This window comes from Rhizobium beringeri (assembly GCF_004306515.1).
GTDB lineage: Bacteria > Pseudomonadota > Alphaproteobacteria > Rhizobiales > Rhizobiaceae > Rhizobium > Rhizobium beringeri.
In genome coordinates this window covers 584574-606374 of the sequence record NZ_SILG01000001.1, presented here as the reverse complement: position 1 = coordinate 606374, position 21801 = coordinate 584574, and the positions used below count along the sequence as shown (strand labels likewise).

General features: G+C 62.4%; 15 protein-coding genes. 8 read left to right on the top strand and 7 right to left on the bottom strand.

Going from position 1 to position 21801, the window contains the following annotated elements; translation table 11 throughout:
- Positions 1 to 176 precede the first annotated feature (176 nt).
- Positions 177 to 2093: a 1-deoxy-D-xylulose-5-phosphate synthase gene (dxs, locus tag ELH03_RS03035; RefSeq protein WP_018496852.1), complete on the top strand. Its 1917-nt coding sequence runs from the start codon at positions 177 to 179 to the stop codon at positions 2091 to 2093.
- Between the two features lie 268 nt (positions 2094 to 2361).
- Here dxs and ELH03_RS03030 read toward each other — a convergent pair whose 3' ends face one another.
- Both ELH03_RS03030 and ELH03_RS03025 read right to left on the bottom strand, forming a co-directional pair.
- Positions 2362 to 4299, bottom strand: a complete 1938-nt coding sequence (locus tag ELH03_RS03030; protein ID WP_128411451.1) for a methyl-accepting chemotaxis protein — start codon at positions 4297 to 4299, stop codon at positions 2362 to 2364.
- Between the two features lie 217 nt (positions 4300 to 4516).
- Positions 4517 to 5512: a DUF4424 domain-containing protein gene (locus ELH03_RS03025; RefSeq protein WP_128411450.1), complete on the bottom strand. Its 996-nt coding sequence runs from the start codon at positions 5510 to 5512 to the stop codon at positions 4517 to 4519.
- A 93-nt stretch (positions 5513 to 5605) separates the two neighbouring features.
- On the opposite strand from ELH03_RS03025, the gene ELH03_RS03020 reads away from it, so the two are divergent.
- Genes ELH03_RS03020 through ELH03_RS03010 form a run of 3 tightly spaced genes read left to right on the top strand, consistent with a single transcriptional unit; the run spans position 5606 to position 8651 of the window.
- Complete coding sequence (locus ELH03_RS03020; protein WP_245461715.1) at positions 5606 to 6391, top strand: TlyA family RNA methyltransferase; 786 nt, start codon at positions 5606 to 5608, stop codon at positions 6389 to 6391.
- On the top strand, positions 6388 to 7638 hold the full coding sequence (locus ELH03_RS03015; protein WP_128411449.1) for a class I SAM-dependent RNA methyltransferase: 1251 nt from the start codon (positions 6388 to 6390) through the stop codon (positions 7636 to 7638). Before ELH03_RS03020 ends, ELH03_RS03015 begins: the two co-directional genes overlap by 4 nt.
- A 2-nt stretch (positions 7639 to 7640) precedes the next feature.
- Positions 7641 to 8651 carry an MBL fold metallo-hydrolase gene (locus ELH03_RS03010; protein ID WP_128402755.1) on the top strand — a complete coding sequence of 337 codons (1011 nt, stop codon included), beginning with the start codon at positions 7641 to 7643 and terminating at the stop codon, positions 8649 to 8651.
- 80 nt (positions 8652 to 8731) lie between these two features.
- Here ELH03_RS03010 and ELH03_RS03005 read toward each other — a convergent pair whose 3' ends face one another.
- Complete coding sequence (locus ELH03_RS03005) at positions 8732 to 9487, bottom strand: crotonase/enoyl-CoA hydratase family protein (protein WP_128402756.1); 756 nt, start codon at positions 9485 to 9487, stop codon at positions 8732 to 8734.
- Between the two features lie 9 nt (positions 9488 to 9496).
- Entirely contained in the window at positions 9497 to 11275 is a 1779-nt protein-coding gene (locus ELH03_RS03000; protein ID WP_128411448.1) for an acyl-CoA dehydrogenase family protein, read from the bottom strand.
- 209 nt (positions 11276 to 11484) lie between these two features.
- Between ELH03_RS03000 and ELH03_RS02995 the strand changes: the two genes are divergently transcribed.
- The gene (locus ELH03_RS02995) at positions 11485 to 12480 is read left to right on the top strand and encodes a transporter (protein ID WP_018068396.1); all 996 of its coding nucleotides are present in this window, start codon (positions 11485 to 11487) and stop codon (positions 12478 to 12480) included.
- Positions 12481 to 12663: 183 nt separating this feature from the next.
- On the opposite strand, the gene ELH03_RS02990 is transcribed toward ELH03_RS02995, so the two are convergent.
- Both ELH03_RS02990 and ELH03_RS02985 read right to left on the bottom strand, forming a co-directional pair.
- Positions 12664 to 13149, bottom strand: coding sequence for a BA14K family protein (locus ELH03_RS02990; RefSeq protein WP_128402759.1), 486 nt, complete (start codon positions 13147 to 13149; stop codon positions 12664 to 12666).
- A 245-nt stretch (positions 13150 to 13394) separates the two neighbouring features.
- Entirely contained in the window at positions 13395 to 14639 is a 1245-nt protein-coding gene (locus ELH03_RS02985; protein ID WP_130766010.1) for an aromatic ring-hydroxylating oxygenase subunit alpha, read from the bottom strand.
- A 418-nt stretch (positions 14640 to 15057) separates the two neighbouring features.
- Here ELH03_RS02985 and ELH03_RS02975 point away from each other — a divergent pair, with 418 nt between their 5' ends.
- The 3 genes from ELH03_RS02975 (at position 15058) to ELH03_RS02965 (ending at position 18364) form a co-directional block, all read left to right on the top strand.
- Entirely contained in the window at positions 15058 to 15666 is a 609-nt protein-coding gene (locus ELH03_RS02975; RefSeq protein ID WP_128402761.1) for a DUF6656 family protein, read from the top strand.
- A 251-nt stretch (positions 15667 to 15917) separates the two neighbouring features.
- On the top strand, positions 15918 to 16892 hold the full coding sequence (locus ELH03_RS02970) for an L-threonylcarbamoyladenylate synthase (protein ID WP_128402762.1): 975 nt from the start codon (positions 15918 to 15920) through the stop codon (positions 16890 to 16892).
- A gap of 35 nt (positions 16893 to 16927) precedes the next feature.
- Complete coding sequence (locus ELH03_RS02965) at positions 16928 to 18364, top strand: FAD-binding oxidoreductase (RefSeq protein ID WP_128411447.1); 1437 nt, start codon at positions 16928 to 16930, stop codon at positions 18362 to 18364.
- A 50-nt stretch (positions 18365 to 18414) separates the two neighbouring features.
- Here the strand turns inward: ELH03_RS02965 and ELH03_RS02960 are convergent, their stop codons facing one another.
- Positions 18415 to 21750, bottom strand: a complete 3336-nt coding sequence (locus ELH03_RS02960) for a DUF1217 domain-containing protein (protein ID WP_128411446.1) — start codon at positions 21748 to 21750, stop codon at positions 18415 to 18417.
- Positions 21751 to 21801 lie beyond the last annotated feature (51 nt).

The following is a 21801-nucleotide window of genomic DNA, read 5'->3' as shown; positions in this document are numbered from 1 at the left end:
CCCCTGATCCTAATGCTCCGGATCGAAGAAATAGAGGGTGATATCCGCCGAAAAGCGCTCACACTTTTCGGCATCATGCTCTAAGGTGAAAACCTTCGGTTCCTGAAATGCACTTGTTTTGCCGCAATCTAATCGAATAAAGCGGAACAAGGAAAAGCAAGAAAGAGCGCCCGCCCGTGACACAACTGCCGAAGACCCCCCTGCTCGACCAGGTCATCTATCCCGCCGACCTGCGCAAGCTCGAGGATCGCGACCTACCGCAGCTTGCCCGCGAAGTCCGGGACGAAATGATCGATGCGGTGTCGCGCACCGGCGGCCATCTGGGCGCCGGTCTCGGCGTCGTCGAATTGACGATCGCCATCCACAGCGTCTTCGACACACCTGATGATCGGCTGATCTTCGATGTCGGCCATCAATGTTATCCGCACAAGATTCTCACCGGCCGGCGTGACCGCATCCGGACGCTGCGCCAGGAAGACGGGCTGTCCGGCTTCACCCGCCGGGCGGAGAGCGAATATGATCCCTTCGGCGCGGCACACTCCTCGACCTCGATCTCGGCCGGCCTCGGCATGGCGATTGCCGCCGACCTCGACAAATCAGACCGCCGCGTCATCGCCGTCATCGGCGACGGAGCGATGTCGGCCGGCATGGCCTATGAAGCGCTGAACAATGCCGGCGCCCTCGACGCCCGCCTCATCGTTATCCTCAACGACAACGACATGTCGATCGCGCCGCCGACGGGCGCAATGAGCGCCTATCTCGCCCGCCTCGCTTCGGGCCGCACCTATATGGGCTTCCGCGATCTCGGCAAGAAGCTGACGGCCTATCTCGGCAAGAACATCGACCGGGCGATCACCCGCGCCGTCGAGCATGCGCGCGGCTATGTCACCGGCGGCACGATGTTCGAGGAGATGGGCTTCTATCACATCGGCCCGATCGACGGGCATTCCTTCGACCACCTGCTGCCCGTGTTGCGCAACGTGCGCGACAATGGGCGCGGACCGGTGCTGATCCATGTCGTCACCCAGAAGGGCAAGGGCTATCCGCCGGCGGAAGCCGCGGCCGACAAATATCACGGCGTCAACAAGTTCGATGTCATCACCGGCGCCCAGGCAAGGGTCAAGCCGAATGCGCCGAGCTATACCAGCGTCTTTGCCGAAGCGCTGGTGCAGGAAGCCGCCCTCGACGACAAGATCGTCGGCATCACCGCCGCCATGCCTAATGGTACCGGCCTCGACAAGCTCGCCGAGGCCTTTCCGTCGCGCTGTTTCGATGTCGGCATTGCCGAACAGCACGCCGTGACCTTCGCCGCCGGCCTTGCGGCGGAAGGCTACAAGCCCTTCGCAGCCCTCTATTCCACCTTCCTGCAGCGCGCCTACGACCAGGTCGTGCACGACGTGGCGATCCAGGGACTGCCGGTGCGTTTCCCGATCGACCGTGCCGGCTTCGTCGGCGCCGACGGGCCGACGCATGCCGGCTCCTTCGACACCACCTTCCTCACCACCCTGCCCGGCTTCGTGGTGATGGCGGCGGCCGACGAGGCCGAACTCAAGCATATGGTGCGCACGGCTGTCGCCTATGATGGCGGGCCGATCTCGTTCCGCTATCCGCGCGGCGAAGGTGTCGGCGTCGACATGCCGGCGCGCGGCGAAATCCTGCAGATCGGCAAGGGCCGCATCGTCAAGGAAGGCACCAAGGTGGCCCTGCTCTCCTTCGGCACCCGGCTTGCCGATTGTCTGCTTGCCGCCGAGGATCTCGACGCCGCGGGGCTTTCGACGACGGTCGCCGATGCGCGCTTCGCCAAGCCGCTCGACCACGACCTGATCCGCCAGCTTGCCCGCCACCACGAGATGGTGATCACCGTCGAGGAAGGCTCGATCGGCGGCTTTGGCAGCCATGTGATGCATTTCCTCGCCACTGAAGGCCTGCTCGACAACGGCCTGAAGCTGCGCTCGCTTGTGATGCCCGACATCTGGATGGAACAGGCCAAACCCGAAGCCATGAACGCCCACGCCGGCCTCGACCGCGCCGGCATCGTCTCGACGGTGTTCAAGGCGCTGGGGCGCGGTGTTGCGGTTGGGGTTGCGGGATAGGTGAATTGCGAGGGTGTGCCGTGTGATGGCCCCTCATCCGCCTGCCGGCACCTTCTCCCCGCTTGCGGGGCGAAGGGGATATGCCGCAACCTCTTCGTTCCCCACCAACCTCTCGCAGGGCAAGTCCCCTCGCCCCGTTTACAGGGAGAGGGTTAGGGTGAGGGGCAGCCTCTTGCTCCCGCCTATGCAGTTCCGCTCAACAAAAAAGGCGGCGCATCACTGCACCGCCCTCTTGATTTGACGTCCCTTCCCTAGGAAAGGCGTGCTCTCAGAACTCCGTCCACTCTTCCTGAACGGTAGCCGTAGCAGCTGCCTGTCTTCCGCCGAAGGCCTTGGCGACGGTGCGGGTCAGGGCGTGGGCCGGGGAGGCGACCGGGCGGGAGCTGGTGCCGGCGACGGCAGCGCGCGGCGCCGGGGCCGCCTGGCCGAGCTTGAACTGGCGCAGCAGTTCGTCGAGAGCGTTTGCCTCCTGGGCGAGCGCATGGCTGGCCGCGGTCTGCTCCTCGACCATGGCCGCGTTCTGCTGCGTGCCCTGGTCCATGTTGTTGACGGCGGTGTTGATCTCCTGCAGGCCGATCGACTGTTCGCGGGTGGCGGTAACGATGGCGTTGACGTGGTGGTTGATCTCCTGCACCTCGGAGACGATGACCTCCAGCGCCTTGCCGGTTTCGCCGACGAGGCCGACGCCGGCAACGACCTGTTCGCCGGAGGTGGTGATCAGCGCCTTGATCTCCTTGGCCGCCTTGGCCGAGCGCTGGGCGAGCTCGCGCACTTCTTGGGCGACGACCGCAAAGCCCTTGCCGGCATCGCCGGCGCGGGCGGCTTCGACGCCTGCGTTGAGAGCAAGCAGGTTGGTCTGGAAGGCGATGTCGTCGATGACGCCGATGATGTTGGAGATTTCGCCCGAGGACTTCTCGATCTGCTGCATGGCGGAGACGGCCTTGCGGACGACTTCACCTGATTTCTCGGCGCCGAGGCGGGTGCGCTCGACGAGATTGCCGACATCCTCGGCGCGCTTGGCGCTGTCGCGGACGGTCGTCGTCACTTCTTCGAGCGCTGCGGCGGTCTGTTCGACGGCGGCAGCCTGCTGCTCGGTGCGGTGGGCAAGATCATCGGCGGCCGAGCGGATTTCGCCGGCGCCGGCATTGATCGCCGAAGCGTTGCGGCCGACCGATTGCAGTGCCGCCTGCAGCTTCTCGACGGCATGGTTGAAGTCATTGCGCAGGCTGTCATATTGCGAGGCGAACGGCGTCTGGATACGACCGGCCATATCGCCATTGGCAAGCTCGGCAAGGCCGCCCGCCAAGGCATCGATGGCATAGCGGATCTCGCCTTCCTCGCGCGCCTTCTGCTCGTCGCCTGCCTGGCGCTGGCGCTCGGCGTCGTCGCGCATGCGGTCGGTCTCGCCGGCAAGGCGCAGCTTCTCGATCGCCGCCTGCTTGAAGACCAGGACCGACTGGGCCATGCGGCCGATTTCGTCGCCGCGCTCGACAGCCGGGACTTCGATGTCGTTCTGACCGCCGGCAAGGCGATCCATGGCCGCAGTCATGCCGACGACCGGCCGGACGATGGTGCGCGACATCAGCCAGGCGAGAACGGCAGCGGCAAGCGAGGCGAGGATGCCGCCGGCAAGCAGCGTCGTCTTCAGATCGCTGTTGGCATCGGCGCGGATGGCGGCAAGCGCGTTCGACTTTTCACGTGCGGTGGCCTTGATCTTGGCCGAGGCCTGGCGGAACCCGTCGAGCTGGCCCTTGGTGGCGTTGACGCCGATCTTGACGACCTCTTCGATCGGCATGTCGGTTTCCTTGCGCGCCTTGGTCTGCGGCTCGGCAAGTTCATGGAAATAGAGGTCGGCGGCCTTCTGCATGCCGTCAATCATCTCGACCAGCTGCGGCTCGCCGGTGGCCGTCTGCTTGGCGGCGGCAATCGCCTTCAGCATGCGCTCGCGGTTGGTGAAGACATCGCCATAGGTGCTGTCGCTGCGGAAGAGGATGAAGCCGCGCAGGTTGACCGCCTGCTCGAGCATCGCCTGCAGCGCATCGTCGATCTGGTTGACGAGCAGCTCGGACTTTTCCTGCTCGGCAGAAGCAGCCGCGGACGCCGTCGCCTTGGAATAAACAAAAGCGGAAATGGCGACGAAAATAAGAATGAGGGCTGCGAACGTGGCCGCAAGTTTACCGTTCAAGGATATGTTTTTGGCGGACATCGGTGATTTCTCCTGACGACAGTCGACGCGGCGAGGCAGGTCGCACGAGACGCAACCGCCGGGATGTTTGAAGCTGAGAACATGATCGGCGTGGAAACGCTTGCGCCGTCATGGCGCCGAGCGGCTTGGATGAACCGCTACAATCACGCCGAACCTATCCGGCCAGGCTTTAAATTTGTTTAAATTTGTGCGGCGCAACAGCGACCAAGCCTGAGGATTATTGTGCCGTTTCTGGAGGGTTGAGGATCAGGATGTCGAAATCCTTGGTGGGATCGAAATCCTCTGATGTCATCCGGAAGGTCGTCGGACCGATCTTCTGAACGTTGCTGCCGCAGAAGCTGATGAGGCTGCCGGGCTTGCCCTTGTCGATCGTCAGCTGGAAGCGCTTGATCGGCCCCGCCCAGTTGGCGCCGGTCGACAGCACATAGGAGATCCAGCTTTCGGTATAGTTGGCGCCTCCGGCTTCAGCTTCCCGCGCACGCTGCTGGGCAACCCTGACGAAATCTCCGTCGAGGCAGTATTTGCGGGAATATTCCTCGAAACGCTCACCCTTCGGCTCGCCACTTTCGAGAAAGCTGATGGCGACGGTGCCACCGACGGCCGGCTTGTAGCGATGCTCGACGCTGACCTTCTTCTTCGCCGGGAAGGTGGTGCGCCACCAATATGTCGAGCGCAGCGTCCAGAGCGGTACGAGATCAACCCCGGCATCGCCTGCGCCCATGGGATAGACGAGGCCACGGGCGATCCAGTCCTTGCGGACGGTTTCGGGAAGCTTGGCAAGTGCCTCGGTCGTCTTCTGGCTATAAGGCAGGACGGGGATGCCCTGCTTGGCGAACTCGTCGGTCACGTCGATGCCGAGCGAGACAACGCGCTGCTGCAGCTTGGCGGTGATCGGTCTGCCATCCTGCACGGTGGAAAAATGTAGGAAATTGTCGCTGTCATAATCGGAGATGGCGGAATTGTTGTCGATCTGGCCTGATATGTCTGGCATCGGAAAGGCGACTAGGCTTTCGACATCCTTGTCGGAGCTATTCTCAAAGATATAGTCGACACGCACTTCCGAAGCGGAGATGAAGAGATCCTCTTCCGCCATGCTGACATCATCGGATTGGGCAAAGATCAGCCCGCCGGTCTTGACCTCGGCCATAGTGTCGTTCGCGAGCGCGGGCGATGCGATGACTGCCGCGACAATCAGAGTGAAGAGCTTCAGCATGGAACACCCCCGTGTCTGCGGTCCGCCCCGCGATCGCCGCGGCAGGATTATCGCCGAAAGCTTTTGAGGGTCAATGACGGTCTTGGGAACAAAATGCTTGCAACCGGCGGCTTTGCCGGTCATGCACAGCCGATGTCAGATCAAAACACCCAACGCCTCGACCAGCTTCTCGTCTCTCTCGGCCTGTTTGCCAGCCGTTCACGCGCCCGCGACGCCGTGCAGCGCGGCACCGTCAGGATCGGTGGCCAGGTGGTCACGAAGGCCGGCGCGCTGTTCGGTGCGGACGCGGCAATCGAGATCGACGATCCGGCGCAGGACTATGTCTCGCGCGCCGCACTGAAGCTTACCGCTGCCCTCGACCATTTCCGGCTCGATCCTGCCGGCCATCACTGTCTCGATGTCGGTGCCTCCACCGGCGGCTTCACCGAGGTGCTGCTGCAGCGCGGTGCTGCGCATGTCACCGCGATCGATGTCGGCCATGGGCAGATGCATCCGCGCATATCAGGCGATCCGCGGGTGACGAACAAAGAAAGCCTCAATGCCCGCAATCTGACGGCAGAGGATATCGGCCATCCCACCACCTTCATCGTTTCCGACGTCTCCTTCATCACGCTGAAGCTGGCGCTCGCGCCGGCTCTTGAGATCGCCGAACCGGGCGCTGTCGCCGTGCTACTGGTCAAGCCGCAGTTTGAGGCCGGGCGCGAGGCGATCGGCAAGGGCGGGATGCTGAAGGACCCCACGTCTGCTCCCGCCGTTGCTGCAGAACTGGAGCGCTGGTTCGTCGAGGACATGGGCTGGAAAAGCCTCGGCCTCATCCCCTCCCCGATTTCCGGCGGCGACGGCAATCAGGAATTCCTTCTGGCAGGATTGAAACCGTGAGCACCGAAACCGTCACGATCGAGAAGCTCGGCGCCCAGGGCGACGGCATCGCCAGCAGCGCCGGCGGACCTGTTTATGTGCCCTTTTCCCTGCCCGGGGAAACGGTGGCGATTGCCCGGGTCAAGAGCCAGGGCACGATCATGTCAATCACGACGCCATCGCCCGACCGGCAGGAGCCGCCCTGCCGGCATTTTGGCCCGGATGGCGTCAATGGCACCTGCGGCGGCTGCACGCTGCAGCATATGGCAGATGCGCCCTACGGCGCCTTCAAGCGCCAGCTGGTCATCGATGCGCTGAAATCGAAGGGGCTGACACCCGAGGTCGGTGAGATCGTTCCGGCCCGGCCGGGCGAACGGCGGCGCGTGGTGTTTGCGGCGCGCAAGACCGAGAAGGACATGCTTGTTGGATTCAACCAGGCCGAAAGCCACCATATCGTCGCCATCGAGGAATGTCCGATCTCGTCAGCAGGGATTATCGCCCGGCTGCCGGCGATCAGGGCTGTTGCAGCTTCGCTGGCGACCAGCGCCGAACCCTTCCGCGTCGCGGTGCTCGAAACGCTTTCCGGCCTCGACATATCCGTCGACGACGTGAAGAAACTCTCCGACCCGCAGCGGCGCAAGGCGATCGAGACCGCGCTTGGCCTGCGCGGCATCGCCCGTGTTTCGCTGAACGGCGAAATCCTCGTCGAGCCGTCGAAGCCGATGGTCGAATTCGGCGGCGTCCAGGTTTCACCGCCGCCGGGCGGTTTCACCCAGGCGACCAAGCCGGCGGAAGAGGCGATGGCGGAGCTGGTCACGGCTCATGCCGGCAAGGCGAAGCGGATCGCCGATCTCTTTGCCGGCTCCGGCACGTTTTCACTGCGGCTGGCGCGGATCGGCCGCGTGCACGCCGTCGAAGCCGAAGCAAAGGCGCTCGCAGCACTCGACCATGCCGCCCGCACCACGCAGGGGCTGAAGCCGGTCACCGTCGAGAAGCGCGATCTCTTTCGCCGTCCCCTGATGACGCAGGAATTCAAGCCCTATGACGTCGTCGTCTTCGATCCGCCGCGCGCCGGTGCCGAGTTCCAGTGCCAGGAGCTTGCCCGCTCGGCGGTGAAGAAGATCGTGGCCGTCAGCTGCAATCCGCTGACGCTGGCGCGCGACCTGGCGATCCTCGTCGAGGGCGGCTACCGGATCACGCAAGTGACGCCGATCGACCAGTTCCTCTGGACCTCGCATGTCGAGGTGGTGGCGACGCTGGAGAAATAGGCGTGCCTGTCGGAAAGACCAAAAGACGCAACCCCTACTATAACGGCCCGGTGTCCGATCACTTCGACGGCACACATTTCTTCAATCCCGACGGTATTGAGCCCCTTGGTTTCCGCGATCTGCTGCGGTGGCAATTCGGCGGTGGCCGTGAGCGCTGGCCGCAGTCGGTCCCAAGTCCATACCCGGCGGCCAAGCCGGATCCATGCGTAGACGGCGAGGATCTAAGGGTGACCATGGTTGGTCATGCAACAATGCTCGTGCAGGTCGCTGGGCTCAATATCCTCACCGACCCGGTGTGGTCAGAGCGCGTGAGTCCCTTCGCTTTTGCTGGACCCAGGCGCGTCGTCCAACCGGGCATCGCGTTCGATGATTTGCCGCCAATTGATCTCGTGCTGGTATCGCACAATCATTATGATCATCTCGATATCGCAACGCTCAGGCGGTTGGGTGCGAAGCATCGGCCGCGTGTCGTGACGCCACTCGGCAATGACACGATCATTCGCCGTGCCGTGCCCGATATACAGACGACATCGATGGACTGGGGCGAGCGCATTTCGCACGCCGGAATAAGCATTGATGCGGAGCCTGCACACCATTGGTCCGCGCGCGGAACCGCCGATCGCCGGATGGCACTCTGGGCGTCATTCGTTTTGTCGACTCCAGCCGGAAAAATTTATCACGTCGGAGATACGGGCTTTCACGACGGCATCAATTACAAAGCGGCACAGCAGAAGCATGGCGGCTTTCGTTTGGCCATTTTACCCTTCGGCGCATATGAGCCGCGCTGGTTCATGAAAGGGCAGCACCAGAATCCGCAGGAGGCGGTGATCGGGATGAAGTTGGCAAATGCGGCCTATGTGGCCGGGCATCACTTCGCCACGTTCCAGCTGACAAATGAAGCGGTCGACGCGCCGGCAAGAGCGTTGCAAGACGCAATGAGCGAGCATGATATTCCCCCGGAACGGTTCCGGCCGCTCAGGGCCGGCGAGGTATTCAACGTGCCGGCGGTCTAATCGGCATCCGTTTGCTCCCGGACTGGTGTTGGTGCCGGCCTGCTTGCCATGGATACTTCGGAAACGACCGAGATCGGCGCTCAGCGGCGCATGAAGGCTTCGAAGGCGGCCCGGGCCTCGGCGCTTTTCAGCCGCGCGGAGAAATAGCGGGCCTCCTCGTCGATGCGGGCGATGATCTCGCCACGATCGCCGCGAATGAGGTCGCGGGCGATGCGCAGCGCCTCCGGCGGCTTGGCGGCGAGCTTTGCGGCGAGGCCAAGCGTCAGTGAATCGACCTCGCCTGGCTCGACGACCTTCCAGACCAGGCCGGCTTCCCTCGCTTCTGCGGCCGAAAATGCTTCGCCGGCGGCCAGCATGGCGAAGGCGCGCTGATGGCCCATCAGCCGCGGCGCGACGAGGCTGGAACCTGCCTCCGGCACCAGCGCCAGATCGACGAAGGGTGTGCGGAACTGGCTGCGGCTGGAGGCGATGGTCAGATCGCAATGCAGATGGATTGTCGTGCCGATGCCGACCGCCAGACCGTCGACACCGGAGACGACGGGTTTTTCGGCCTTCACCAGCGCATAGAGGAAATCGAGGATCTCCTGCTCGAGACCGCGGCCGCCCATTGCGGCAGCCAGAAAATCGTTCAGGTCGTTGCCGGCCGAGAAGCAGCCCTCGGTGCCGAGGAAAGCGGTGGCGCGGATATCGGGGCTTGTGTTGGCCGCATTCAGCGCATCGGCCATCGTCCGGTACATGGCCCGGGTGATGGCGTTCTTCTTTTCCGGCCGGTTGAAGCGGATGGACTGAACGCCGGGATGGGCGGAAGGCTGCTCGACGATGATGTGATCGGTCATAATTTCTCCTCAGGCAAGCAGGCTGCGGGCAGCGGCAAGGCTTGCCGCGCCATTGACGACCCGGTCGCGAAGGGCTGCGGTTTCGGCGAGCAGGTTTTCGGCGGCGAAGCGGCAGAGCACGATGCGGCCTTCACCGGCCCCATCGGCTGCCTCGGCGAGGCCGCCCTTGGCAAGATAACAGCCGGTGAGCACGAGGCCGAACAGGCGCTGATAGGGCGTCGCACCCGAGAGCGCCTCGGCGGTGCTGTTCTCGGCAAGCGTCTTGATGAGCCAGGCAGTCGTCTGTTCGAGATCAGCAATCGCAGCGTCGAGCCTCGCAGCGGTTTCGCCGAAACCATCGAGATTGGAGCGGCGAACGCCATCAGCGATTTGCTTAAGCTCGGCGATGAAGCCCTTCACCTGATCGCCGCCGGAGAGCGGCAGCTTGCGGGTGACGAGGTCGATCGCCTGGATACCGTTAGTGCCCTCATAGATTGGGGCGATGCGGGCATCGCGGAGATAACGCGCCGCACCCGTCTCCTCGATGAAGCCCATGCCGCCATGCACCTGAATGCCGAGCGAGGCGACGTCGACGCCGGCATCGGTCGAAAAGGATTTGGCAATCGGCGTCAGCAAAGCGGCGCGCTCCTGCCAGTGGCGGCTGGTGTCACCTGCCCGGTGCGACATGTCGATCGCATGGGCGCAGGCATAGGAGATGGCGCGCGCGCCTTGGGTCAGAGCCTTCATGGTGATGAGCATGCGGGCGACATCGGGATGTTCGACGATCGGGCTCATGCCGGCGCCGCTTGCGCCCGGCGCCCTGCCCTGCGTGCGTTCCCTGGCATAGCTGACAGCCTTCTGGGTGGCGGCCTCCGCGATCGCCACGCCCTGCATGCCGACGGCAAGGCGGGCATTGTTCATCATCGTGAACATGCAGGCCAGTCCCTTGTTCTCCTCGCCGACCAGCCATCCCACTGCGCCCTTTTCACCGCCGAATTTTCCGTCACCGTAGATCATCGTGCAGGTCGGCGAGCCATGGATGCCGAGCTTGTGCTCCAGCGAGTGGCAGAACAGATCATTGCGGCGCCCAAGCGAACCGTCGTCGTTCACCAGGAACTTGGGCACCAGAAACAGCGAGATGCCGCGGGTGCCGGCCGGCGCATCCGGCAGGCGGGCCAGCACCAGATGGATGATATTGGCGGCCGCATCATGCTCGCCCCAGGTGATGAAGATCTTCTGGCCGAAGAGGCGGTAGCTGCCGTCATCGTGGCGCTCGGCGCGAGCCTTGAGCACGCCGAGATCGGAGCCGGCATGCGGCTCCGTCAGGTTCATGGTGCCGGTCCATTCGCCGGAGACCATCTTTTCCAGATATTTGTCTTTCAGCGCAGCACTGCCATGGGTGCTGACCGCCTCGATGGCGCCCATCGTCAGCGTCGGAGCGAGCGCGAAGGCCATGGAACCGGAATTCCACATTTCAAGCGCCGCGACATTCAGCATATGCGGCAAGGCCTGGCCGCCGAAGGCTTCGGGCGCGGTCAGGCCGTTCCAGCCGCCGGCGATCCAATGGCGATAGAGATCGCGCCAGCCATCCGGCAGCCTGACCTCGCCATCGATCAGACGGGCGCCCTGGCGGTCGCCAATTTCGGCGAGAGGCGCCACTTCTTCTGTGGCAAAACGTCCCGCCTCGGCGAGGATCGCATCGACCAGATCTTCGCCGAGATCGCCGAGCAGCCCTTTGGAAATCGCCTCGCCCATACCCGCTACGTGCTTCAACGTGAAAGCGATTTCCTCGACGGGCGCCTTGTACATGGTTTTTCCTCCGCAGACCGGCCTCACACGCGGCAAAGCCCCTCCGAGGCAAGGGCTAATTGATTTTTACGTAAACGTCAATTTCGATTTCCTCGGCCGCCATGCGATAAATCACCTGACATGACGCTTTGTTCTTGCACCCTTGCACAAATGAACGTCATGGAGACACTCTAAGGAATGACATCGCCTTCGCAAAGGATCGGCGACCAATGGATACATTGCCCGTCAACATACCCGGTTTCGTCTGGGCCTATCGCTTCTCGCCTGAGGAAAAGACCGCAGTGCGACTGAACAATAGTGCGACGGTGGCGGAACTGACCGCCGACAACTGTTTCTACTGGCTGCACCTCAATCTTGTCGACGCCCGCGTGCCGGCCTTGCTCGATACGCTGGACGGGCTGACTGAGGACGCGAAATCGGCGCTGACGACGCGCGATACGCATGCGGCCATCACCGTCGACGAGCAGATGCTCTATGGGACGCTCGTCGATTGCCAGCGCGATTTTGCCCAGGATACCAACAATCTTGGTTGGCTGCATTTCGCCATGTCCGACCGCTTCCTCATCACCACGAGGCTGCAGCCGCTGCGCAGCGTCGAACGGGCGCGGGCGCTGATCGAGAAAAACCCGGGCAAATTCTCCCGGCCGGTCGATCTCTTCGAACTGCTGGTGATCGAGTTCCAGCGCACGCTGATCGCGATCGTCATCGAACTCACCGAAGAGCTGAACCAGATCGAGGATATCGTCTACGACAGTGCGCAGCGCGACGAGCGCCGGCGCCTGGCGCCGGTCCGGCGCACCGTTGTCAGGCTGCATCGGCACCTGCGCACCGTGCTGGCGCTGATGCGCCGGGCGGCGGCGGCCGACGACGACGAGGTGCCCTTCGGCTTCGACGATGTGGCCCGGCGGCTGACGAGCCGGCTGGAAACGGTCGACCACGATATCTATGCGCTGCAGGATCGGGCACGCCTGCTGCACGAAGAAATCGATTCGAAACAATCCTCCGAAACCAACCGTCACCTCTATCTGCTGTCGATCATGACGGCCTTCCTGCTGCCGCCGACGCTGGTGACGGGTTTCTTCGGCATGAACACGGCAAACCTGCCCTTCGCCGTCGGCGACTACGGCACCGAATACGCCGTCGCCCTCATCGTCGCCTCCATCGCCTTTGCCTGGTGGCTGTTGAGGCGCGTGGATATTCTTTGAGGGTGAACGTGCAGCATTCTGGGTGCGCGCAGCCCCTCATCCGGCTGCCGCCACCTTCTCTCCGCCCGCGGGGAGAAGGTGATATGCCGCGACCTCTCCGTCCCCCGCCCACCTCTCGCAGGGCACGTCCTCTCGCCCCGTTTTTACGGGGAGAGGGTTAGGGTGAGGGGCAGACGCTTTCGATCAATACGGCGAATAGCACTGCTGGCGCGGGCCGTTATAGGGCTGGAAGGTGTTGTCATAAGCGCGATAGGACCGGTAGCGGTTGGCGCACCAGGCGACGTGGCTCGAACCCATGCGGGGGGCAGGCTCGACGTAGCGCGGCTGCGCGACAATGGCGCCACCGATGATTGCGCCGGCGCCGAAGGCGGCGAGCGGATACCAATAACCGTTATAATGGCGATAGCCCGGGCGGTAATAGGAATATCCGCGATAGCCGCCGTAATAGCCGGGCCGATAGTAGGCGCCGGGGCGATAGCCAGGCCGGTAATAGGCGCCTGGACGATAGCCGGGCCGATAATAGCGGCGGTACTGGACATTCTCGACTGCGGAGGATTTTTCCACCTGCGGGGCGGTAGGCATCTGGATTGCTTGCGACGGCGCAAAACCCGTCAGCACCACGGCGGCAGCCAGAACTGCAGTCGCGATCTTGTTTCTCAGCCCGATCATTGCTTCAACTCCCATACAACAGTGATCACCGCCTGCCTGCAACGCTTTCGCGTCTGAATGGTTCCGAAAGCGGCCGGGGCCGGCTGCTCTCCCTTTTAGATCAGCTGAACTGAACCGGACATTAACCGGTGCGGCTAAAGCGCGTCGCGATCTTTCAGATTCGCTGCCACGCTTTAGGTCCTAGTTTCCCGCATGTCGTTGCCGCAAAACCGCTGCACACTTTTGCGCGACATGCTTTAGCGCTATCAGGCAACGACCGAGAATTTCGCCTGGTCACCCTGCAGACGGTTCACCATGAAGTTCGAATACCATTCGAGGAACTGCATGACGCCGCCTTCATGCAAGGCGGAATAGGGGCCGGGCTCATAGGCGGGCGAGTGAATGCCGAAGGCGTTTTCCTCGACGATGCGGCGATCCTGATCGTTGGTCTCGGTCCAGACGTGGGTCAGTTCTTCGAGATTGTAATCCACGCCTTCGACGGCATCCTTGTGGACGAGCCACTTGGTCGTCACCGCCGTCTCGTTGGCACTGAGCGGCAGCACGCGGAAGGAGATGGCGTGGTCACCGAGCAGATGGTTCCACGTCGTCGGGTAGTGGAAGAGCAGCATGGCGCCGATATGGCTGATCGAAATATCGTCGGAGAGCTGGCGCTGGACGGCGCGCTTGCCCGACATGGTGTAGCTCTCGGCATCTTCGATCAGCGGCATGCGGGCGGTGCGGAACTGGCCGTCCGGCGAAATCTGGAACTTGCTCGGCAGGCCGGCAGCCTCGCAGCGCGCCCAATGGCCGGCGATCTCGGGATCATCAGCGCCGCCATCCGTGCCGGTGACACTCGGGGCTTCGGGATAGGTGCGGCAGAGTTCGGGATGATTGGCCGCGCAGTGATAGCACTCGCGGTTGTTTTCCCAGACAAGCTTCCAGTTGCCCTTCTCGATGATCGTGCTCTGGAAGGCGACCTTGCTCTCACTGATCCGGTGCGGCGCGACATAGGGTTCGATCTTGTCGCGCACCGGCTGGAAATCCGGCGCGGCGTTGGCCAGGCAGATGAACACATAGCCTGCGACGACCTCGCAATGGACGGGCTTCAGATTGAAGCCGGTCTTGTCGAAATCATCGCCCATGTGGCGGGCGAAGGCGAGCTTGCCTTCGAGATCATAGGTCCACTGATGATAGGGGCAGACGAGACGCACGGAGGAGCCGTGCTCCTTGGTGCAGACGCGCGAGCCGCGATGGCGACAGCTGTTGTGGAAGGCGCGGATGATATTGTCGCGGCCGCGGACGATGACGACGGGATAACTGCCGATCTGGACGGTGAAATAGGCGCCCGGCTTCGGCAGCTCGCAATCATGGCCGATAAACAGCCAGTCGCGATAATAGATCATCTCCATGTCGAGCTGGAAATAATCCTCGTCGGTATAGAACGGCTGTTCGAGGCTGAAGCCCTCACGGCGGCTCTTGAGCTGACGCAAAACGTTGCTGCGAATATCCATCTTCATGTCCTCGTGCACCCGGTTGCCACCCTCGCGTGGGAAGGCCGGCGGAAGCGCGCCCGCTTCCTTCTCCTTCGGGAGAATTGTTCATGGCGCCATTTAATCACCGAGCATGGCTGCCGCTTGGTTGTAATGCGACATCGGCTTCGAAATTGACGACAGGATGCAGCAAGCCTCAAGCGGCCCATCCCGGTCGATGACATCGCCCGACTCTCCCGGCAATTATCGTCAATTGCGACATGGCGTAAAGACCCGTTGCGCAAAGAGGCCGGCTGCCTGGCATCGATGTCAGTCGCGTTTGCGACATCTGTCGGCATTTGCCTTTCAGCCGGCCGGCTGCCATGGCGATTTTTTAACATCGCCTTAAGCATACGGTCCTATCCTGTTGCTGATTCAGACCGACCGAAGAACGCGAACCATGGCCAAACTCCGTTATTTCGACGCGAAAGAAGCAGGCAAACAGCAAGAGCCGCAGCTGATTGCCGCGCATTCCGAATTTTTGCGCACCGGTCGCATCCCCCGCGAGCGGCGGCACTGGCTGGCCGAGGAAAAACGCTATTTCTCCCATGATGAGGTCGCGGCAAAGACCGGCCGCAAGCTGCAGGTCGCCGGCGAAAAGACGCATCAGCACATCAACGGCTTTCACCACTCGATCCAGTTTCCGAAGATGATCTTCCACCGGACGCTGGAGGACAGCCCGCATCTCGGCTATTGCCACGTCACTGCCGCGCGGACGAAATTCGCCCATTACGAAGAGGTCAGCTGGGCCTTCTACATCTCCAATTTCTATTCCGACATCGGCGAGAACGATAATTTCTTCGAGCGCATCGATGTCGGTTATTCCCGCATGTATTTCGCCGTCGCGATCAAACCCGGCGAGAACTCCGCGGAAAAGATGAGCATCGACCGGTCGGTGCGCGGCAACGGCCTGCTCTTCCGCACCCATGATCCGCAGGCGGCGATCCGCAACATCCTCTTGCTCGGCGCCCGCAACGAACAGCTGCGCGAAATCATCCGCCAACTCTAAAGCGCGCCGCGCTTTAGGTTCTTGCTTGATGCATGTCGTGGTCCCAAAACCGCTGCACACTTTTGGGCAACATGCATAATCCTTGCTTGATGCATGTCGTGATCCCAAAACCGCTGCACACTTTTGGGCGACATGCATAGATGAACAACGCGATTGATCGCGGGCGGCGGAAAGCCTAATGACTGCCGGGATTACAGCGCCGCGCGTCTTTTCAGACGCACAAAGGGCGAGTTGCAGATACCGGACAGGATATGGCACGCACGATCGATATCACGGCAGACAGGCAGGCAGCACTAGAGGCGGCCTCAGCCGCTCTTGCCGACGGCTTTGCCATCGCCATCCCGACCGAGACCGTCTACGGACTGGCAGCCGACGCCACCAATCCCGCAGCCATCACCCGCATCTACGAGACAAAGGGACGGCCGCGCTTCAACCCGCTGATCTGCCATATGGCCGACCTCGCCATGGCCGAAGAGCATGCCGAATTCGACCCGGTCTCACGGGCGCTCGCCAGAGCCTTCTGGCCCGGCCCACTGACCCTCGTGCTGCCGCTGAAGCCTCAGAGCTCGATCCATTCGCTGGCGACCGCCGGGCTCGACAGCGTCGGCATCCGTGTGCCGAAGGGTTTCGCAGGCGCGCTGATCGGCGCCTTCGGACGGCCGCTCGCCGCCCCCAGCGCCAACACGTCCGGCGGGGTAAGCGCCACGAGTGCCGCCCATGTCGAAGCCGATCTCGGGGCCAGGATCCCGTTGATCCTCGATGCAGGCCCAAGCGCTGTCGGCGTCGAATCGACGATCGTCAAGGCAGAGGGCGGCCGGCTGAGGCTGCTTCGGCCGGGTGGACTGGCGGCGCGCGAGATCGAGCGCGTCGCAGGCCAGCCGCTGCTGCGCGCGAAAACGGCATCGGCGGCCATCGAGGCGCCAGGCATGCTCGCCTCGCACTATGCGCCGGGCGCTTCCGTGCGCCTCAATGCGACAGCGGTGGAACCCGGTGAGGCGCTGATCGCCTTCGGCAGCGCTGCGGTCTCCGGCGCAAACGGTGCACGGATCGTGCTTGATCTCAGCCCGCGCGGCGACCTGGCCGAGGCGGCCGCCAATCTTTTCGACTACATGAAGCGGGCCGATGCCAGCGGCGCCCAGAGCATCGCCTTTTCGCCGATTCCCGAAGAGGGGCTGGGCGAGGCGATCAATGACCGCCTGCAGCGGGCGGCGGCACCCCGCGACTGAAAAGACCGCGCATGATGATGGAGGACCGAGCCTGAATGAGCAATTCCAGCATTTCCACCGAACTCCTCAACCGCTTTACGGCCATCGTCGGCGAAAAGTACGCGCTGCGCAGCGAGGCCGATCTTGCGCCGCATCTGATCGAAAACCGCGGGCTCTATCATGGCTCCTCGCCTCTCCTCTTGAAACCCGGCTCGGTCGAGGAAGTCTCTGATATCATGAAGCTTGCGACGGAGACCGGAACGGCGATCGTGCCGCAGACCGGCAATACCGGTCTCGTCGGCGGCCAGACGCCGCGTCAGGGCAAGTCCGATATCATCCTGTCGCTCGAGCGCATGAACAAGATCCGTGATGTCGATCCGGTGGCGAACGTGCTGGTGGCCGATGGCGGCGCCATCCTGGCCGAGGTGCAGAAGGCGGCCGAGGCGCATGGGCGGCTGTTTCCGCTGTCGCTCGGCTCGGAGGGTTCCTGCCGCATCGGCGGCAACCTTTCCACCAATGCCGGCGGCACCGCCGTGCTTGCCTATGGCAATATGCGCCAGCTCTGCCTCGGCCTCGAAGTGGTGCTGCCGACCGGCGAGATCTGGGACGGCTTACGCCGCCTGAAGAAGGACAATACCGGCTATGATCTGCGCGATCTCTTCATCGGCGCCGAGGGCACGCTCGGCATCATCACCGGCGCGGTGCTGAAGCTCTTTCCCCAGCCGCTCGGCCATCAGGTGGCCTTCGCCGGCCTGAATTCGGTGGCGGATGCGCTTGCCCTCTTCAACCTGGCCTCCAGCCTCTGCGGCGCCTCGCTCACCGGTTTCGAGCTGATGCCACGTTTCGGTGTCGAGATCACCACGCGCCACATCGCCGGCGTGCGCGATCCGCTGGACGCGGCCTATCCCTGGTACGTGCTGATCGACATTTCGACCTCGGATTCGGCCGAGACGGCGGAGCGGATGATGAATGGCGTGCTGGAACAGGGCTTCGAGGCGGGGCTGGTGCTGGATGCCGCAATCGCCGCATCCGTGGCCCAGCAGAAAGCGATCTGGCACATGCGCGAGAGCATGTCGGATGCCCAGAAGCCGGAAGGCGGGTCGATCAAACACGACGTTTCCGTGCCCGTATCGAAGATCCCGCATTTCATGGCCGAGGCTGAAGAAGCTGTGATGGCGGCGATGCCGGGCGCCCGCATCTGCGCCTTCGGCCATATGGGCGACGGCAATATTCATTACAATATTTCCCAGCCGCTCGGCGCCGACAAGGCCGCCTTTATCGCCCGCTGGCGCGAAATGAACCACATCGTGCATGGGCTGGTGCTGGCGCATGGCGGCTCGATCTCGGCCGAGCACGGCATCGGCCAGCTGAAGCGCGACGAGTTGGCGGCGATCCGGCCTGCGATCGAAATCGAACTGATGCGTCGCATCAAGCGCGCCTTCGATCCCGCCAATATCATGAACCCGGGAAAGGTTGTCAGCCTCGATCCGTGAGGCCGACAGTCAGAGCGATAAGGCCTGCTGCGTGCAGCAGGTCGGGGCGATCAGCTTTGCTGCGTGCCGCCGCCGGTCAGGATCATCAGCGCCGGCGACTGCTGGGCAGCGTTCTGGACATCGTACATCGCGGTGAACCGGCGCAGCAGCTTGTCGACCTTCTTCGGATCCTGGAGATCCTCGAGCTTGACGAAGCGGTTGATGAGATCAGCCTGCTTGGCGACATCCATGCCCGAGATCTGCGATGGCAGGCTGTAGGCCGTGGTGATGACCTGATAAAGCGCCTTGTCGCCGAGGATCGAATAGATCGAGGTGATGCTCGAGGCCTTGCGGCTGAAATAGAGCGCCAGGCGAACGCCGTCGTTGCTTTCGCCTTGCTGGGCTTCCATCGTCTGCTGGACGTAGAGCTCCTGAGTATGGTCCTCGGCCGCCTTGTTCTGGATCGTGCCGATCTTGGCGCGGGTCAGATTGCCGTCCTTGTCGAAGTTGAAGGCGGCGACGATATCCTGGAAACGCGCATCGGCCTTGGTGTTGAGGTAGCTCTTCTTGTCGTCGGGATCCGAGGTGAAGATCTTCTTCAGCGTGGCCTTGTCGTAATCCTTCGGGTCAAGGTTGTTCGCTTTCAGCACCAGGTCGGTCAGGCGGCTGTCATCCAGGAAATCGTCGAGCGACTTCACCTTCGCCATACCCTTGGCGAAATAGTCGACTTCAGCTGTCGCATCTTTCGATGCCTTGTCCTTCACCGGACCGTCCTTCATCAGCATGGTGATATGCGATTTATAGTCGGTGGCGTATTTGGCCATGGTCGCGTCGGGAAGCGCCTGGAAGGGTGACGCCGCCTTGCCGTCGGGGCCGAAGTTGAAGGCGCGGGCAAGGTTGGTGATGCGCTCATCCTTGAGCGAGGCGATATAGCCATCCGGATCATAGGCATCGCTCGTCAGGATCTTGCGCATCATCGAGCGCGGGACGTCCTGGTCGGTCAGACCGAAGGCCTGCAGCGCCACATGGTAGAGATCCGGCAGATTGTCATTGCTCTTGCTGAAATCGGCGGACGAATTGCTGCGCAGGAAATCATTGACGCTCTTGACGTCGGAGAAATTCAGCAGGCTGCTGCTGTCAGCCATAAGCTTCTGGTAGTTGGATGCGACTTCGTCGATCGCCTCGTCGCGTTCGTCGTCATAACGGGCCGCGTAATTGTCGTTGGTGGTCTGTGCCTGATCGGCCGTCTGGACCGAGCTCACCACTGGAAGCGATCCGTCGGCGGCGAAGTTGAAGTCGGCGTTGAGATCGGCGTGACCGGCTGCGGCAGCGGCCGTCGCATCGGTCAGGATGCTCTTCAGATCGGCATCCGAGATATCGAACGACAGATTGTAGGTGCTCTTCAGGAAATTGGTGATGGTGCCATCGGCGATGAGATCATCGACATTGGCGATCGTCGCCATCCGGGTGGAATAATCGTCCGTGCGCGCTGCGGCGGTAAATTTCGTGCTGCTGATCTGGCTGGCCGTCTGCGCAGTCATACCGTCCTCAAGCGTGCCGTCCGCCTTGAAATTGAAGGCGGCGGCAACGTCGGCATAGGTGCCGGTGCCGCTCTGATCGGTCAGGATATTGCGAAGAGCGACGTCGGTGACGGTCGACGGGATGCCGAAGGCGTTGCGGACGAAATTGTTCAGCTTCTGGTCCGCCAGCAACTGATCGACATTGGCGATGCCGGCGATGGTTGCCTGGTAGTAGACCGCCGCATCGTCGGCCTTGCTGGTGGTGCTGGCGCTTTGCGTCGCGCTCTGCGAGGCGTAAAGGGTCGCGACCGAACCGTCCGCTTTGAAATTGAAGAGGTCGTGAACGTCACTGTAGCCCTGGGCGCTGGCAGCGGCGGGATCGACGAGGAAAGTCCTCAACGTCGCATCGGAGACGCTGTCGGCGATCTGCATGCTGTTTCTGATGTAGCTGACCGCAACGGCATCCGACATGATGTCATCGACGTTGGTGACGCTGCCGATCATGCTGTTGAAATGCGCTGCGTTCGCCGCCGACTTGTCAGTGGTCGACTTCCGCTGCGCCGCAGTCTGGATCGCGGAACCGTTGATCGAGCCGTCTGCCTGGAAATTGAAGTCGGCATTGAGGTCGGCATGGCCCTGGGCCGCGGCATAGGCCGAATCGGTCAGGATGTTCTTCAGGTCGGCATTGCTGAAACTCGTGCCGAGCCCATACGCATCCTTGATGTAGCGCGCCAGCACGTTGTCGGCGAGCAGGTCGTCGACGTTGGTGATGGCGGTCGATTGCGAGGTGACGGAATAATAATTGTTGGTGCTCGATGCGGCCGCCTTCAGACTGTTTGCCTGGTCGACCGACTGGACGCGCGCAGTGCTGGAGGTCGACCCGTCAGCCTTGAAGTTGAAAGCATTGTAGACATTGGTAAAGCCCATCAGCTGGGCATAACTGGGATCGGTCAGCACCGCGCGCAGCGCTGCCGCGGTAAAGTCGGCGCCCATGCTGTAGGCCGTCGTGATGTAGGAGACCAGGCGCTTGTCGGCGACCAGATCGTCGACATTGGTGATCGTGCCGATCTTCGCCGTGTAATAGGCCTTGTTGTAGTCCGCCGCCGTCTGGCCGACGTAGTAGACATCCGAACCGACCGAATTGTCGATGATGAGGGACTGGGAATTCAGGGTGTAGGACTCGATGACCGAGGCCTTCTGCGCGGCGGTCTGCGCCGTGCCGTTGACGGTACCATCTGCATTGAAGCTGAACTGGGCGGCAAGCGCCTTGTACTTGTCGCCGCCTTGCGTGTTGACGACGCTCGTGGGGTCGCTGAGATCGCTCGTCAGTACCTGCCGCAGAAAATCCTTCGACGCATAGGTCGGATCGATCTTGAAGGTCTTCAGCACATAGGTGCGCAGCCGCGTGTTGTTGACCAGGTCGTCGACGGTCTTCACGCTATCGATATTGTTGCTGTAATAGGTGCTCTCGGCGGTCGCGGCCTTGTCGGCATCGATGAAGGACTGCTTGTAGAGGCCGATAAGGTCGTCCTCCTGCGCGTCCGTCTGCACGTCCTTGGCCGGCTCGTTGAAATTGAAGGCGGAGGCGAACTCGCGGTAGCGCGTATCGGAAAGCTTGTTGGCGTAGCTGTTGGGATCGGTGAGATCGCTCTCGAGCACCTTCTTCATGAAGGCCTTGGCGTAGGTCATGTCCTCGAGGCCATAGGCCTTCATCGCATGGCTGTAGAGCTTGTAGTCGCCGAGGAAGTCGTCGACGGAGGTGACCTTGTTGATATGGTCAGCGTAGTACTGGGCATCCTTCTTGACCGTCGCCTGCGACGCAACCTTGTTGAGGCTGGACGTCATATCTCGCGACAGGATCGTGTAAGCGAGGGAAGCCGTGATCATAAAAAGCGCCCTTTTCGGCAAAATCTCTAAAAGAACGACGAACTGCTGGTG